This is a genomic window from Pelagihabitans pacificus, from assembly GCF_009371985.2.
GTDB classification, from domain to species: Bacteria; Bacteroidota; Bacteroidia; order Flavobacteriales; family Flavobacteriaceae; genus Pelagihabitans; species Pelagihabitans pacificus.
The window spans coordinates 357391-375258 of the sequence record NZ_VIKU02000001.1 but is presented as its reverse complement, the minus strand read 5'-3'; the positions used below and the strand labels follow the sequence as shown (position 1 = coordinate 375258).

At 46.4% G+C, this 17868-nt stretch carries 7 protein-coding genes; all 7 read right to left on the bottom strand.

The genetic code is table 11. The annotated features are described in order from the left end of the window. Nucleotides 1–2: 2 nt before the first annotated feature. The 7 genes from FK220_RS01690 to FK220_RS01660 are packed head-to-tail and all read right to left on the bottom strand — an operon-like array spanning nucleotide 3 to nucleotide 17866. A complete protein-coding gene (locus FK220_RS01690; RefSeq protein ID WP_238718867.1) occupies nucleotides 3–5255 on the bottom strand; it encodes an eCIS core domain-containing protein in 5253 nt (1750 codons plus the stop codon). A 9-nt stretch (nucleotides 5256–5264) separates the two neighbouring features. Continuing rightward, nucleotides 5265–6644 carry a contractile injection system tape measure protein gene (locus tag FK220_RS01685; protein ID WP_152572546.1) on the bottom strand — a complete coding sequence of 460 codons (1380 nt, stop codon included), beginning with the start codon at nucleotides 6642–6644 and terminating at the stop codon, nucleotides 5265–5267. Between the two features lie 3 nt (nucleotides 6645–6647). Continuing rightward, entirely contained in the window at nucleotides 6648–10376 is a 3729-nt protein-coding gene (locus FK220_RS01680; protein WP_152572545.1) for a PKD domain-containing protein, read from the bottom strand. An 11-nt stretch (nucleotides 10377–10387) separates the two neighbouring features. Then, nucleotides 10388–13378, bottom strand: a complete 2991-nt coding sequence (locus FK220_RS01675) for a hypothetical protein (protein WP_152572544.1) — start codon at nucleotides 13376–13378, stop codon at nucleotides 10388–10390. Then, on the bottom strand, nucleotides 13371–17087 hold the full coding sequence (locus tag FK220_RS01670; RefSeq protein WP_166204731.1) for a baseplate J/gp47 family protein: 3717 nt from the start codon (nucleotides 17085–17087) through the stop codon (nucleotides 13371–13373). The genes FK220_RS01675 and FK220_RS01670 overlap by 8 nt, the downstream gene beginning before the upstream one ends. 31 nt (nucleotides 17088–17118) lie before the next feature. Then, nucleotides 17119–17568 (bottom strand): GPW/gp25 family protein, encoded by a 450-nt coding sequence (locus FK220_RS01665; RefSeq protein WP_238718866.1) that lies wholly within the window; start codon nucleotides 17566–17568, stop codon nucleotides 17119–17121. Between the two features lie 4 nt (nucleotides 17569–17572). Beyond that, nucleotides 17573–17866, bottom strand: a complete 294-nt coding sequence (locus FK220_RS01660; protein WP_152572542.1) for a PAAR domain-containing protein — start codon at nucleotides 17864–17866, stop codon at nucleotides 17573–17575. Nucleotides 17867–17868 lie beyond the last annotated feature (2 nt).

Sequence of the window (17868 nt, the reverse complement as noted above, 5' to 3'; positions counted from 1 at the left end):
TATTAAATATTTCTTAGCATGCCTAAGCGAATAGCCTGAAGAAACCAATCTTCAATATTGGGATACTTCACTTGTAAGGCTAAAAATTCCGGGCTTGTTTTAAAATCATTCCAACTATCATATCCGCCTCTTCTATTTTTGGCGTTTAAAAGTTCCAAAAAGTCCCTTCGATTTGGTCTACCAGGAATTAGTTGGAGCTCATCAATCCAATAGTGAAGTGACATCGTGTTGATTGAGGGTACGGGGTCCCTGGTTCCAGGGGGGTCCGGTTTTGACACTGGGAAGACATTATCATAAATAACATCGCCTACTCTTACCCACTCATTTATGTCATTCTTTTCCTTAAAGCCATAACTTACCCTAATACCCTCTGCGAAATCAGTGAAACCTGGCTCCGAACGATATCCAGTTATTTCCCCCCTGTACCAAAGTACTCTGTTTTCGTTATGTACAAGATTAATTGCATTGCTCTCTGCCTGATTTACCATATTGGTATTTTCGGTTTTTTTACCTGGAGTAAGATTTCCGGTATCATTACCTGGTCCTCCTAATTCAGAGTGCACCAGGTGAAGCTTTACATAATAATTATCATAGTCCGGTATTGTCATTATATGTGTTGTCCAACCATCAGGATTCGCGGTAGGCCTTGGTGGTTTGCTACTTCCATTTTTTGTAAGTGGATCCGCTTCAACCCATGATGCTTTACCGCCAGAGGATCCCATCCTCACCACGGTTGCCGGTCTGGGACCTCGGGACGAGCCAACCCCTAAAACAACCAAGTGTGGAACAATCTCATCAAATTTTGCATTGAATTGCGTTTGCAAAGTGCTCTTTCTTTCTTGATCTGTTTCAGATGATAGCGAGGTTTTTATTGTCATTATTTCTTGGGAATATATTCTTGAAGCGTTGTTATGGGCATTTTGTTTTGTTGTTTGTGTGCTAGGGTTGGTAATCGCCGATATTTCTGTTTGCTTATTTGCAAGTAACGTTGGGAATGGCATTTCTTCGCTGGCAACCCAAAGTTGGGCGGATGATTCACTTCCTTTGAAGAAAATGCTATGAGACTCACCTTCAGCAGTAAATGTTTTCCGTAATCCCAACCAACCCAATACGGCATCAGCTGCACCCCGTACCGCTTCCCGACCACGTTCGACCACTCCTTCCCCAAACTCGATGACCCGTAACACTCCGTCAATGATGGGCCTTCCGATCCGTAGTGCTTTGGTCACCAGCCAATCGATGCCCTCGGTAATTTTCTCGCGGATATTTCCGATGATTTCCGCAAGTCTTCTGCCGATACCGCCCAGACCGACTTGGTTGGCCAGGAAACCAATCATTACAGGAATGCCACGTGCCATGGCCCCTTCCAAGAAATTGGCCGCGGCACTCACGTTACCAGCAGCAATCTCCGCAATACCGTTGACGAACGAATTCAAGATTTCCAACATGGCTCTGAGCTGTTCGATAAAGGATTGAATAGCCCTATAGATAGCGATGACACTATTGATGACGGCCATAATGCCCGTTGGATCCAACATACTCAGCAATTTGGTAGTGACACTGGCGATGATTCGGGTCATAATCCAATTTTTGGCGGCATCGAGCACCATGTTCCACAGCTCGCTCAACTTCTCCTGTACGTACTCCCAAATGGCAATCGGACCCCGATCGATGACATCCTTGATGAACGTCCAGATACCTGTTAATTTATCAACGGCACCCCTGATTTTGGCTACTTTTTCGGCCCCGATCTGTTCGGTTAGTTTTAACCAGACCCGTTCCATAATTCGATCCACACTAATACCCAGGATCTGCATAATGAGGTTCAGGATACTTCGGAAGCTGAGGTCTGGTGGCATTTGTATGCCCAATTCACCCAGAGAACCAAACAACCAAGTGGCCAGGCCGCTCATGAGGTGGGTGAGGATATTATCGAAAAACTGGGTGAAGCCCTGCTTGATACCCCTCAGGATATTTTTGAGGAAGCCGATAGGATCTCGCTTGATATTACCGAAGGCCTCCAGAGAACGTTGAATGATATTGTTCACCGTCTCGAAGGGGAAGTTCATTGCGATCAACAAGATTTCGACCGCTATTTGAACAACGGTCACTATGAACCGCACCAATCGGATGACCGGATCGCCGAAGGTGGCAACGATTCTTCTAAACACTTCCAACGGATTCAGGAAGTCGTTCCAATCCAACGATTCCCATAAACTGGTAAAGAGCCCCAGTATATACTCCAAAGTGAAATTGAGCTGGTTGACGGCCCGTTCGATTTTTTGAGTCATCTGATCGATTTTCCCACTTTCTTTTAGCTGCTGGAACTGGGCTTCCCCACCTTCCATCAAACTAAAGAAACCGTGTATGATGTTTTCTGTGTTACGCGGAACATCTTGTCTAGTAAACGGATCCATACCAATCAATACGGTGATGAGGAAGTAACCCCGTTGTTCCCTTGCAAAGGCACTTAGCCTGCTCAGCAGGGCATCCCTTAGAATGGCCAGCAACTGTATCATGGCATCCGTGATAAACGAGGTGATGCGCGCGATAGGAGTCAAGAAGGCCTGTGCAATTTCATTGAAGGTCTGTACAGGATGGAAGAGCGACTCAAATGTCAAGGCATCCCAAAGTACGTCAAAGATGTTGCCCACATCGGAAATCAAGGAAAGCGCGAGATCAATGCCTCGATCGATCCAAGCGGCACATTCGGCAAAGATGCCGTTCTCTTCCATTTGCCCTTTGATCTGGGTGCCGCGATCCCCAAGTGCCTTTAAACCGGCATTTAGAATATTGGTTCCGTTACGATCTACCGGTTCCTTGGTTACGGGGTCTTCCCCTAACAAGACGGTCAACAAATCCCAGGCATCCGGGAAAAACTCCTTGACAATGGTGGCCATGGTACTGATCGCAATGTCTGTGACCATGGAGAGGAAATCACCACCAACATCCGCGACGAAGTCAACGATGTCGGTGACAATTGATCGGAACAGGTCGGCCACATCGTTCATCACCCGCTCTGGATTGCCCACATCGTCGATACTCAACCGGTTCCAGAAATTCTCGAACCGGGTCTCGACATTGGCAATGAGGTTGGTGAATCTTGCAACGGACTCAAATAGCCAATTGGCAACGGGATTGATCGCCTCAAAATAGTCCAATACCCATTTTACCATCGTGCCCCCGATAGGAATAATGTCGAGTACGGCATCCAATAGGGTGAGGGGCGTTTTATTCACATTCCTGCCGGTAATGGGGTCATAGCCAAGAATGTAACTCAAAAGCGTGTACCCAGGAATTTCGACCACAAAATCCCGGACCCTATCCAACAACCAATCCTTGGCCGCTTCGAGCCCTTCCTCGATCAAATCCGCTACATCAGACGCTAGGCCGGAAACGGCATTCCATGCATCGCCCAACCAACCACCTTGGATCATGGTTCCCGGGGACTTGTTTCGTACCAGGGTAGCAGCGGGAGCAATGGGTTTGGTCTGAATATCGGCAGCTCCATCATCGGTTTCATAGTCAACCCCCATAGAGGCAAATCCGCCAGAACTACCCGTTTCGGAACGCTGTATCGTTTCTTCCTCCTGTTCTTTTTCAGGATGTTCCGATTTGGCCTGTATCATTTCCTCTTCCTCCTCTTTCTCGGCTCCTTCCGATTTTGCCTGCAATCCTTCCTCCTCGGTTTTACTTTCTGCTTTTCGACTAACGTTGTATTTTAGTTTCCGTAGTTCCTTGAATGTTTTTGGTTCGGTCTCTTCATCGCCATGCCTTGCATCCCGGAGTTTTCCGGTTTTGGCCACCAGGGGATTATAGAATGCCTGCCAGTTACTGATATCATGGGTCTGTACCTGGACCTCCCCTCCCAGGTTATCATCTCCGGCCGTGTTGCCGTTTACGCTTTTTACCCTATTAGGACCTTCCATACCCACTACTAGACCGTAGTGGGAACGTTTTTGTTTGAATGCCAAATCTCCGGGTTTCGGGGTGTACCCTGAAGGATATACCGATTCTTTTGGAATGAACTCTTCCCCTAATTTCCATTTAGGCATGGGTATACCGGCCTTGTTCAAGGCCCAGAAGGCAAAGATTCCACACCAACTGGGCATGGCATCGCGATTTTCTTTGACGTTGGGATCCGGTTGATTGGGCACCTGCCCCGGAATGATGGCTTTCTTTTTAATGTGTGGTCTGTAGACGACCCCTTTTTCCCCGGTGGGTCGGCTAACAATTTTATCCTTTCCGAAGGTGGTCTCAAAATATTCGATGAGACGTTCCCAACCATAGCGATAGCCATCTGACCCTTCTTTGTTGGCGATGACCTTTCCCTGCTCTGCCTGGGCCAGCTCAACAGCAGCCGTTAGCTGAGGTGCTACCTGTCTTTGAAGAATGGATTTGCGCTGTACGGCGGTGAAGATGTGTTTTCGCTGTAATTTGGCCATAACAGGGCTTGCCCCTTGCTGTATGGTATGTGTTAATTCATGCGCAAGAAGTGTCTGTCCCGCTTTTGAATCGGGATCGTATTTTCCGCTGTTGAAGTAGATATGGTTTCCGTAGGTAAAGGCATGCGCGTTTACTTGCTTACTCATCTGCTGAGCGCTCGTGTCGGTATGTATCCGCACACTACTGAAATCTGCCCCGAAACGGGTCGACATGAAGTTTCCAACGGACTTGCCCAAGGGCCTACCGCTGGAGGTTGAACTGTGCAATTGACTTTGGAATTGCGCGGCGCCACCCGGGGGACCACGGCCACTCAGCTGTATCACATCCGAGTGGTACATCGCAGGTGACCGTTGTTTGGATTTGGTTTGAAGGCTTTCTTCCTCTTCTTCGGAAGAAGTCTGCAAGGTAGTATTTGAATTTCGTTGAACAGTATCGGCCTGTTTTGTCTCGATGGCTGGTGATTCTTCCTCCTCATCCATCATTCGCTGCACCGAGAGGGAAGCGGTTTGAAGGGTTTCTTCCTCCTCTTCCTTGGATTCTTCCATTCGCTGTACCTCGGGGACAGCGGTCGGGGCCAGATCGATTTGTGTTTCAGGCATATTGACGACACGTTCGGCGACCAAGTCCGCTTCTTTTTCGAAGTGGTCGTCGGGCCGGTTCACCTTTAATTTAGGTTGTATGGCAGGTTGAAAAAAGGTTGGTTCAGGGGTAGGGGACACCGGCTCTTTTTGGGGTCCAAAAAAAGCTTGCTCCGTTTTGCGTTGAACGCTCAGAGCGGGTTTTGCCGTTTTTTCCGCTGTTGAAAACAAGGGGCGTTATTAACTTTTATTCCATTCCACAAAGAGGATGTTTGGCATCCAATCGTACTTTATTGTCGTATAGTTCCAAGGGATATAGTTGAGTAAAATATCTTCCGTTCGTTCGGTGATGTAGAGGTAGTCAAAGCCATTTTTGGTCTTTAATGTCCCTTGCCTCATCAAGAAAGTAGCCTGGAGTCCGGCCGGACTGGTATTTTTCAATGCCTCCCAATGGCCGATGACTGACTTTAACAACTCATTGATCTGGGCATCCCGTTTTTTTGAGGGCCTGATATTTGTAGCGCAATGGGTTCCCGGGGCCATTCCCGCCAGCACCTTGGGTAAGGTTAATTTCCATTCAAGGGCGCTGGTTTCCCCGGTGGCGAGGTAATGTAAAAGCATGGGTATGCTACTTCTTCTTCTCAGCTGCCCGTTAGTACCAATATGTCCCAAATTTCTGAGGAATTTGGGGAGAAAGGGTGCGAGCAATACAAGACCTGCCTGCCCTACATGGGCACCTTTTTCAATAAGCGGTGACGGTTCTTCCCCAAACCCCTTTTCGCGAACAGGGGCTTTTGTTTTTTTCAACTCGGTTACCGATTCATAAAAGGCCACTTTCATTTCTTGCTCCACTTCTGAGGGAAACCTAAGCTTTTTCCGTGTGAGCCCTTTGGAAACTTGTAGGCCTCTTAGAAGTCGAAATAGTAGGGGTTGTAAATTGTTTCCATTAGTGCCTAGTGTGAGGAAAACCCGGTAATAGAATTCCTCTAGATGAATTGGTTTAAAATAATCTGGGTGGTCCTGAATGAACCGTAGAGCAATTTTCAACTTATTCGAAGCCGCTTTGCCCAGTATTCGATCGAGCAGTATGCCTAAACCCCTGAGGCTTCTCAAGTTTGACAAGCGGTTAAATGCCCCCTCGTTACGAACGGTTTTAAAAAGTTGCTCCCTTAACCGCTTGTTTTCGGGAATGGTATCATATAAAACATTCACAAGATTATTCCAATGTTCATCGGTATAGTAGGTCGACAACTGTCCTGTTCTAATAAAATCAAGTACAATTGTAGCCTGGTATTCGGAAACAGCTGTCTCGGTCGTATCGCTTTGCCGAATGGCCTTTTTTAAACCATTGTATACCTTGTCCCAAACAATAGCCTGTATGTTCGATGGGTCCGAGAAAAAATCGGATTCCTGGTCTATGACAATATCTAACTCCAAAGTGGGAATCTGGACCATCGCGTCGGTGGCCGTCAGGTCTTCCGCATGATGGTCAATGGCTTTCAGGACATTTGTTTTGGCCCAGGAAACGAAAGCATCTCCGTTTCCCATATGGAGTGGTAGGGAGCTCAACTTAAAATGAAGCTCTGCGTTATCGATGGTATTTTGTGGTGCTACCGTCATATTTTAAACCGCCAATTCGGTAAGGATTTTGACCAACGCCTTCAAGAAATCGATGTACTTTGTTTTATGAGGGGTCTCGGTCTGCGTTTTTTGAAATTCTTTAAGGGTCGCCTCCAGCATCGACTGAAGAATTTCCTTTTCATCATCCTTGAAATCAATCTGCCCCCTCCACGAACTGAGATGGCCGACCATAATTTTTAAGGTATTCCCGGTTTTTACCTTGGCCTTGTCTATATCTTGATTCTGGCAACATGCATAGAATTGAACAAGCATTAATAGTACTTCATAAAGCATGAGGGCAAACCGTCTTAGTTCCGGCTTGGTCTGCACCATGGCATTTAGAATCCGCAGCATTTTCTGGATGACGGAAATCGAAAGGTCTGCAACCAATTTTTCAAACTGTTCTTTCTGCAGGAGGTCTTTAATTTCCGCAAACTTATTGATGAATGCTTCCACCAGCAACGCATATCCATCGACAGCATCCTTGAACTTGTCCGAGCTCACTTCGTCCAGCACTTTAAATTTATCCGCGATAGGACCAATTGGGGTACAGCTGCGTTCTTCGTCCGGAGTGTCTTCAAAAGAAACCGGCAAGGGTTGTGATTCGTTCTGGCAAGGACCATTCCCAGCTTTTAAGGTTACTGTGGCTGTTTGTAAATTCCCAAAACTGATGGGTCCGGGATCTCTGTCGGTAGAAGACTGTCCGTTCCCAAAATTCCACTGATAACTGTCCGCAAATTTGGTATCATTTTTAAAGGTGACCACCTTGTTCACATCATCCTTTGTATCGATTGCAATGCTTATTTCTGGCTTTTTGAAGACCGTCACCGTGATATTCTTTACATCGGCATTTACGGTATAGGTGATGACCACTTCTCTCGATGCGTCATTACCATCGGGTTTGAAATTGGTCGGATTGAATTTTTCATCGGTTGGTACAACGGTGCCATCCAATTTTAATTCGCCTCCCTCGGGGGCCAACTTAATTTCGTAATCGGTGTCGTCATCCTCACAATATTCCCTTAGTTTGATGTCCAGGCGAACATTTGTTTCCCCCGGGCCTGGCTCTTTGTCCCCCATGACGATGAAATTCATGGCCATGCAGGACGATTTGCACATATTGGGTACAAAGAAATCCGCAATGACGGTGCCTTCGGGAAATTCATTCACCAAGGCGGCCAACTCCTTATCGGTAAACGAATCCTTGCCAGCTGCGTCGGCAATCTCAAAAATATCATCGAGGCCTTCCGCCTTAACGGATTCCCCTCTTTTTCGGTAGTCTAGAATTGGGTTGCGTCCCGCTTTTTCAACACTTTTTCTAGCTTTAAGGTTGTTCATACTAAATCCAAAATCTCCTTCGGCTGAATTGCGCGTGGTGGAAAAGTTTCCATTGGGTGTAAAGCGTTCCGGGCCATCGGTATCAATAGCCGAGACTACTCGCCTCTCGTTGGTTAGCGCTACTTGTCTTATTTCAGGTTTATCGGTATATACAAGTATCAGGGTACCTCCGGTGGTGGTTCCGGCTTTGTGTTGTACTCCGGGATTTTTAAACGCATATAACGCGAACGTCTGGTTTGCGATAAATAGCACATAGTTGATGAGAAAATTTCGGAAAAGAACGTTAAAGACGTCGGCCTTGCATATCCGGATAATGGCATCCAAGCTTTCTTCCCACATGGCAGGCAATTCAAAATCCGGAATATTGTCTAAAGCCAGTAACATCACCGCGGCTACCCCCGAAGCATCTTCTAGCCGCTGTGTTAGGGTATTTATTTGGAGCTGTACCAACCCATCAGGGAGGGCTTCATAAATTTTTTCCAAATAGTACATCAAATAAATGGGGCTTAATAATTGGGCCTGTGCCGCGAGACCAACAGTCGCTGCTTGGCTCATGAAAGCTTGTGGGGTAATGTAGGGCTGATTTTTTAGTGGTGCGTAGAATGCATCGAAATCCGCTCCGTAAGTATTTGCAAAAGTTCTATAATTTGGAAACTCTTTTCTTACCAAAGTCGATTGGGGTAGATTGGTCGTAGCAACGGGAGGGGCCTGGGCATCGAGCTTTGGTAGATTGTAAAAATATGCCATTACCTTTATTATGGTACATCTCAATTCCGCGGCATGGGCATCGTATTGCGATTCAATATCGGCAAAGTAGCATCGTAGGTCAGCTGCAATATCCTTATTTCCGCTAATTAGATCGGCCAAACTGTTCGTGCTGGTAAGGAGACTTTGTATAAGGGCAAAAATGTCCCCGTTCAAAGCAACCACATCCATTGGCAGACGCTTTTGATATCGAACGCTGTTCACCTCGGCCAATGCATTTTTCCAATTCATCCCAATATGCCCCTCGACCCTGAGAAAATTAAAGGGTTCGAGGTCATAGTTTAATGGGTCTTTAAAATAGGGGTCGTTCGTATATTGATCGGCATCGTACGACAGGTTGTTTTTTCCTTTCCCGAGCTTGGATTTGCTAAAGTTCCAGTGGTCGTACAATTCGTTCGGGCCATTAAAGATGTCGTAATAATAAGGTATGGCCTTTTCCGAAAGGGGGATACTCCCGTAGCTGCTAGGGGTTATCCTTACGCCAAGGGGCTTGTTGGCGGAGCCAATAACCGCTCTAGGGTTACGGAGCTTTTCAATTAGTAAGGCGATTTTCTTTAGTAGAAACTTTATTCGTTCCTCGGAACAGCAATCGCATGCAAACGCAGGAGATTGAATCCAATGATGTCTAAAACCAAGCGGTGGAGCGATCGCGTTTCCCAAGATGAGGTGTCTCGGAAATAAATCTTCGTTAGGACAACAAAGGGCCAGACAGTCGTTGCACATTTTGCGAAGTTCCTGGTAAGCCATAATTAGATCTGAGAAGAAGTCAAAGTAATATTGCACATGCAACAACTGTTGCGCGTTGATACCGCCGTTGAACAAAAATGAAAACCTGTTTTTGAGTCCGCTGAACGGATTGTTTGGGTATTCATCCTTGATGTAATAACCCAAGGAGGCATAAGCGGCCCCAAGTACGTTTTCGACATTCAGCATAAAATCGCTGGTCAATACATTGAGAAAGTTTTTTAGGATGGCCGGGGAACTCAATAGCAGGGTGGCGGGCACATTGTATTTGGGCATTTTGATCTCTGGCCATTCTACACAGGAAGGTTCATGCAGGAACGGATCTTCGTCCCCTCCAAAGATGAGGTTGTCGATATCTTCCTGAGCCACAAGTAGCGGTCTATGCGTCACTTCTACGGTGCATCCCTTATCATCACAGGAATCGGGATCGCAGTTTTTGTTGTCTACCTTTAGCAGCTCCACAAAAACGACCACCACTTTATCTTCCAAAAAATCTGATGTAAGTGGTTTTTGGATTTCCGCCGCCCCGTCGTTGTGCAAGAGGTTCAAAGGAAACTTTTGGGTAGTATCCGCATTCAAAAAGGGCTCATAAAAGAATTCCTGTTCCGCTGAAAATTCATCATTGTAAAAGGTGTAGGTGGTTTCGGGAAACGGTACCAAATATCCTTTTGAGGTGACACCCACCCCATGGGAGATGGTCAACTCCGTACCATCGTCGTTTACACTTACTTCCATACCACATAGGATACCGATACCGATCAGGGTGGTCCTGGTAAGTCGTTGTTGGTCTTCCAAATAGCTGAACATTTGATTGAGGCTTTTCTCTGTAAGCACTTGATCTGCTACAAATTTTGGATACCGATCATGTTGAATAGATTGTGCCATAAGATTGTATTTTAGATGATAGTGCTATTTAACCGAACCCTGTTTTCATCGTCTCCATCTTCGCAATCGTGCAAGGTGGCCTGAGGGTACACACTTTTTAAATTTTTAAATGTTTCTATAAGTTTTACCAGCTTATCGTGCAAATCGATTTTATCGGGCTCCACTTTTGCCAGTTCGGAAAGCCAATCGCAATAATCTGTTTCGAATTCCTGTAATTGTTCCTCGGATACCCAGCAAATCTTTACTCCGAGGTGTGCCGGTGTTTCCAAACGGATGGTTTTTTCGGCGAATCTCCTAAATGCGATTCCCCCATTTGCAACACCCTGCTCCCCATTCAGCACTACGGTGATTCTAAAGGAGTAGGGGTCTTCCTCACCGCACAGGACGCAGTCCTTATCGATACAGATGGGGAGAAAGGGATCGCCCTCGGGTATTGTAATGGAAGGTGCATTTCTTGGGCGCAGCAGTATATGTTCCACTACGTAGACTTTTTCGCTGAGCACGATGTTGTCAATGAAACTTTCGATGCTGTCCTTGTGATTATCGGCATCGGCCTCAAGTGGAAATAGTTCCGGGGCCGTGGCGATGAGGTCTCCGTCTGTGTTTTCCAGCTGCACTGCAAATTCGGGACCGTCTGCGACTACGGAGAGGTGTGTTTTCAAGGCCAACTGTTCCAAGGCAAGTCCCACCGCGTCTTTCAGTTGATTTCGTAGATCGTACTCTTGGGATACGTCGCCGAACCCAATACCATGTAAGAGAGGTTTCCCAAGCTCATCTTCCAGAGTCCAATTCCCGTCCCATTTGCCGGAAACGTTTTTTGTTACCTCATATCGCACAAAGGAATGGGCGCCATTTAGGCCCAATACCACCCGTATGCGTTCACTTAGGCCAGCGGTATTTTCCGGGTGGCATACCATGGTTTCGTCTTTGTAATTGAATGCTTTGGCCCGATTGGAGGAAATTACCGGGAACTTTTCCAGAAAATTGATTTTGTCAAAAATAAGTTCCTCCTCTGCTTTTTCCTCAGAGCCATAGGCTTGGTAAAGCATTAATGCATAGTCGCTGAACGACTCTGAAAAGCGCGCTAGCAAATGGTCAAGGAACCCGTTTCTACGGTCTAGGAACTCGTTCCGGTTTTCTAACAAATCGTGGAAGGCGTTTTCATCGATAGCTACGTACAGTTCGGAAACCCCTTTTAGCTCTTCCTCGGCGAAAAGCCCCGCAAAATAACTTTTGGAGATGGTGGGGTTGATAGACAGGATATCCTTAAACCGTTCGAGTTGCTTCAGAAATACCGATAACAAATGTTCAAATAACAGTAAGTATGCCTTCAACTGTTTGGCATGCGCCTTGCGTTCCAGGGAGGAAGGTTCCTTTAATCCATGGGGTCCTACACCGTAGGTTTCAGGCAAATGATATTGCATGGGATAATGACCATTGTGGTCGATATAATCCCCTTTTGGAACTTCAAGGTCATTATCGGTCTGTTCTACCTTATTTTGCTGGCGGATGCCCTTCCATAATTGTAAGGTATCGTGCAATTCGTCCTGGTATGGGAGAAAGGGCAAATCGTTCTTAAAGACCAGTACCTTTGAAGCATGGATGTACAAACGTGGTTGATGGCCCGGCTCGATATGAAGTTCCCACGGCTGGGACTCTACCAAATTACCTGCATCATCGTATCGGGTCAGCGCTATGTTCTTTACAGCCACGATACCTTCCACATCCATTAAGATGTTGATGATGTCCGAGGTGTAAATAGTGGTCCGTAAATCGGAATTATCCAATTCTTCATCCAACACGAATCCATGATCTAGTTTTGGACCTTGGAAAATCTCCTCGGTGTATTTGCCATCGGAAAGTAACTCACTCAAGGTATAAAACTTGACGACCGGATTTAAATACTCCGTAATCAAATAATAGGCCTCCCCCAGTACCGCCTCGATATCGGCGTCGGCGCTCATCTCGATATCGGCACAGAGCCCAACGTCTACTACCGGTACCGTTGTAATGTTGCAATAGTCTTCCGCCAGGTTTCTATGGGCTTGTAGTACCGCGGTTGCCGCTTCGACCGCTTCGTTCGCTTTTTGAAGCTGATAGAGGTATTGGCTAAAGGGTCCGGTGACCGTCGTATCCTGAAATATGGTTGCAATGTCGCTTTTTTGGATGGTATTCCTCCCTTCTCCGGTCTTGAACCAGATTTTCACCGGTAGTTCTACCAAGCTAACGACTTCCGATCCAGGGTTTGTGTCAACGGTGTAGGTTACATCCACCCGTAACGGATCCCGAAGGGCTTTGTAGAATACGGCATCGGCTACGTCGAGGTTGTAGTTGGTAGGTACAATCGTTACTGTTTTGATATCGCCTGTCTTAATGACATTCATCAACGCGGTATCCAACTGGGCGATATGCCAGGGACTAAAACGGATTTCGGCCGTAGCCCTCTGTTTACCTCCGTCGAAGGAAAATTGATGAAATATCTTGCCACCGTTCAGATCTCCGTACTGTGAATCGACTTCGAGCTCTAATAAGGCATCCCAAAATCCCCTGATATGAATCGGGTGTTCCGTTTCCCCATAGGTGAGAACGCTATCCTTGCAATCGCCATAGAACCCTGGGTGGCAGGGGCAGGGGGTACATTGCATCCAAGCATTGGCAATACCGGGTCGATCAATGACGACCTTGCGCCAATCGTTATTCGTGAACGGATTGATAGTGAGTATTTCACGGGCGGTATAAAAACATTGGTCATCCCATTTGACTTCCTGATCGGTTCTGTAGGCCAATAAATCTTCAATGGAAAACCCCAATTTAAACCCAACTTCGGTTTGGGCAAAGCAGAGCAGTTCCAAAAGGGTGATCCCGGGATCGTGGATGTTATAATCGGTCCAGTAGGCGCTGCCTAATTTTTCAATCAGGTCGATTCCTTTTTTTCTTAGGGTAGCATAGTTCTCACTCTCCCTGAAATCTGGATTTTTTAATATGGTTACATGCTCATTCATCGTTACAATCTATCTCGGAAACTGTTTCGGGGGCCTTTAGACCCACTGCTAAATCGTGTTCAATGGCCGGAACCGAAACCAAAATAGACCTTGCCGTGGAGGCGATGACTTCATCTACTTTGGTGGTTTCCCCGGAGGATTTGATATGGAAGAGTTCAAAGTCGGTCAAGAAATCGACATAGGGTAATTCTTCAATAAAATCGATCAAGACCGATTGATGCACGCTGCCTCCAAAATTCAGGTCGGTATCGGAGGCAAAGGCCCACGGACTAAGGAAATTCATGATATCGTTTTGAATTACCCCTTTGTAGTAGTTGATATCGGGAAACTCGTCCCTTAAGGTAATCGAACACTTTACCTTTACTTCTTCAAAATCGGGTTGTGCCGTATGAATCTGAACCTGGCAGGAAGACCGTTGCCTTAAAAATTCCCCGATGTCCTTTAAAGTACTCTTCTTGGTATAGGGCTTTAGGGGATCGATGTCATTTCTATTCGCCAGGTCGGGTATGGTGATAACGGAAACGTGCCCTGGCGCCACCTCGTTATACACTAAAGTTCCTTCGCTGAGCGAACCTGTGATTTTGGTGTGGTTCAAACACTTCACCTTATAGATTTCGGGAAAAGACTGAAGTATCAGACGTTCAAAATCCCAAATCATAATGGCCCTATCCTTGTGTCGTAACCGTTCGGAGGCCCTAAGGTAGAATGCTTCGTCGTCTTCGGTGGGTTTTCCATCAAAACTGGTATAGGGCTGCTCTATTTTTTTGACCTTCGCTTCGGGTAATTGAAGTTTCTTGATTTCTCCTGCGGCCGTCAACATCGATTCGTATTCCTTGGTGTCTGGTATCACCCGCTGTACCTTGATGGCGTTAGGGTAGATACCGATGATTTTGGCTACCGCATCGGGGGCCTCTTTTACCGAACATCGAATCCATATAAGGGTATTCTCCAAGGCGGTATGTTCCAGGCTTGCGTCTTTTGGGATGATAAAATTGATAATTCCCGATTCGATCAAACCACTGGTATTGTCGCCGACGCCATCTTCGTCGAAGGTCTTCCACACATTATTTTCACCGAGATATTCCCAAAAGAGGTGTTCCTCCGGTTTTTCCAGTAACGGGGCCTCGCTTCCTTCCTGTAACTGAAATAGGATGGATTGGGTATCCCCGGGAGCTAAATTTTCCAGTCCGATAAACAAACTGCCTTGGGGCTTGTAGGTGCCACCGGTTTTGCTTAGAAACTTGGGCACTAATTTTGGATTTGTTTTCTGCAGTGCCTTGTGTTGTTCGCTATCGCCAAAAGGACCTACATGATAAAACTCGAGGGGCCTGTTTTTGAAGGTGGTGGTACTGGAAGTGTTGATATTCAGTTGACAACTGGCTTCGTAGCCGATGTTAAACGCTTCTAAAGTGGGTTTGTAAGGGTACTTTGGAGCGGTGATCGTATTCCCTTCAACTTTGGAGTAACTGATCAATGCATTGTAATAGTCCCGATGCCCAAAGTCATGGTTTAGACTTATTTTCAAAAAACCTTTACTGGAATTTGCTCCGTAGGTTTTCCAGTCTTCGTCTTTGGATAAGAACATTTCTTTTTCCGTGGAACCGGACAGATTTAGTTCCAAACCGACTTCCTGGGACACACTGCTACTTGACGACGGGATAAATACGCTTTTTTCGTCTTGAAGCTCTTCCCATTTGTTTTTGCTAAGCTTCAGGATTTTGATATTTGGAGTGACAGGGCCCGCAACACTGTTGAAGGATACGTAGGGTGCGCCACCATATCCATCAAAATCGATTGCACCCGTGTCTATGGTTCCCGAAGTGGTAAGCGGTAAATCTTTCCACTTAAAATTCAGTTGTAGTTTGGCCCCCGGCTTGTAAAAAATCTCATCACTACCGATAATAAAAGAATTGCCGACGGTAGGCTCCGGACCCCAAGGATGGAACGGTTTGGAAGGGTTCAACGGACTTGCATCGTTATGTAATTCGAGGTTTTTGACGCCTTTTTCGTTATAGCTACCGTTAATATCCCCGACCCTGACATTTAGAAGTACCGAATAGATCAAAGTATCGCTCAGGGTACTGTACGGAAAGTTTGAACCATCGGTATGATTCAAGACAATTTTCAATACCGGTTCGGTGGCGGTAAGACTTCCCATATGTACCTCCTTGTCGTAAGCAACAATAGGGTCTTTATCGGCCGGGATGGAAAGTACGAATCTCATCTGGTTTAGGGAGGGCCCGGTCTGTGTAGCAAGCGTATCGAGTTCCAACCATTCCTTTTCGGTCGTGATATAGGCACGGTATTCTGTATTACTTAACGTAAGCGACTTGCTCAAGTTCAGGGTCAAGGTGATTTCCCGCTCACCTTCCCTTAATCTTAAATAGTGGGAGGCAATGGCAAAACCAACTTCTGCTTTCGGCATGTTGATATGGGCCAATTCCGCATTTACATACTCTTTTATATGAAAGGGATGCCAAGCAATGACATCATCGGCCAGTTCCGCGCCCAGACCATCGGCACTGTTGATTATCGGAGCCGCAAATAGCCTCCCATCATTAATTTGGGTTCCTATAGTATCTTCCGGTCCACCGTAATACAGGGCGGCCAGATGTTTGATTTTAGCTTTGTTGAGCACAGTTTCACGAATGCTCTCATAGGTAATGATGTCACCATTGTCGTCTTTGGGCCCTAGAAATACGGTAGCATCCTTTACTGCATAGGTTGCCGTTACCTTGTTTAGTTCCATTACCAAAAAGGCGGCATCCGGGGATTGCGCCAAGGGTTGTAATCGGAGTACGTTTTTGTAGTAGAAATCCAAATGTCGTCCTGTGAGCTCATTTAAATGGGCTTTAGTATCTTCCAATAACTGCAGCCAAGTGAGGTAAAGTGCGTAATTCGGTTGGTGCTCAGGCCAATCGGTGAGGTACTTACTGAGATATTTCTGGGAATGCCTTGTGATAAAGGTAGCAGAAGCACTGATCTCATCCAGAATGCTGGTGAAGAAATTGTGCTGGGTCACATATTTGATGCGTTTTATAAAACTGGTTTCACCTCCGAAAATAGATTCATCTGGCAAAATCAGACCGTAATAAGTGGCGAAGTCCAAGCTGGCATCGTAACGCGCGCCATTTAAGTCGGATAAACCGGAGGCAATGAAAGCTTCGTGTGCAACGAGCGGCTCATGAAAGATTTCCAGGTCGCTCTCCGGGCCGGTAACGATCAAAACTTGCCCCGTGGGCGGATTGAGCGAAACTTTGTAGTAACTGAAGGCCCTTGATTCCAACGGTAATAACTTGGCACGAATATGATGTAAAAGGATGCTGTTGTATTCGGTATCGGTTTGGGTCAATTTAAAAAGACGGTCCACCACGCTGAAATAGGAGAAGATGATATCGAAAAGCTCGGTATATTTGCCCTTGAGGCCAACGTCCTCGGTTTCCAAAAATAACAGTACTTCCCTGATGTATCTTGACAGCTGCTCCGGAGAATAGCTGGCCACCAATGCCAACTGTGCACTGATATTCGAGTGAAAGAAAGGTTTCATAGTACCTACACTCGCATTGTTGGAGGCTGTATACCCTACATGATCCGAAAATTTAGCTGCCCAAACCATCCAGTCTTCGGTAGATTTATCCAGAATCTCCACTGAAGTCGGACTGAGTTTTGCCAAGGCCCTTTGGCCTTGACTGGTGCCGTTTCTAATCAATGGATTTTTATTTTTTGAACAGTCGCTCATTTTAGACCGCTAATGGATGATTGATGGTTAGAATATTCATTTCCGTTGCTTCTTCACTATAGAAGGGGAATACAAAGTTGAACCTGCTGTTGGTGGCACTGACCACGTACTCTAGGGAGATTAACAAAACACCTTCGTTTTGCCTGGAGTCATCCAGGGTAATTTTCTTGGCCTCTATCCGGGGTTCGAAATATAGGATGGCCGTTTTTATTCGCTCCTTGATCATGGTTTTGGTACCGGTATCCAGCGATTCAAACAACAAAGGTTCCATATGACAGCCATATTTGGGCTGCATCACCCGTTCCCCTGGTCTGGTAGTCAGTAAAATCTCCAGGCTTTTTTGGATATCATCATACAATTTGGTGGTTTCTACCCGTCCCGTCTCGCGATTGAACGATGGAGGGAAACTCCATCCTACCCCTATAAAACTATTCGCATTTTCCATTGCCATTTCCTTATCCGATTAAAACTGTAGGGGCCCCTGCGACGATGGTTCCTCCATGGGCCGTTGAATCCCCCATGCGGGCAGCAGGCATCCCACCGATCATGACGGTCGATGATCCCGCGATAATCGTATCTGGCGGGCCGACACAGGTACACATATCTCCCACACGTGCCGCCGGCATCCCCCCGATCAATACCGTAGCTGCCCCGGGAGGTAAGATAGGTCCGCCCACATGGGGTACGCCACCGGGGTTCACCATTGGACAAACATGCATATCGGTTATTCTTGCTGCGGGTGCTCCCATAT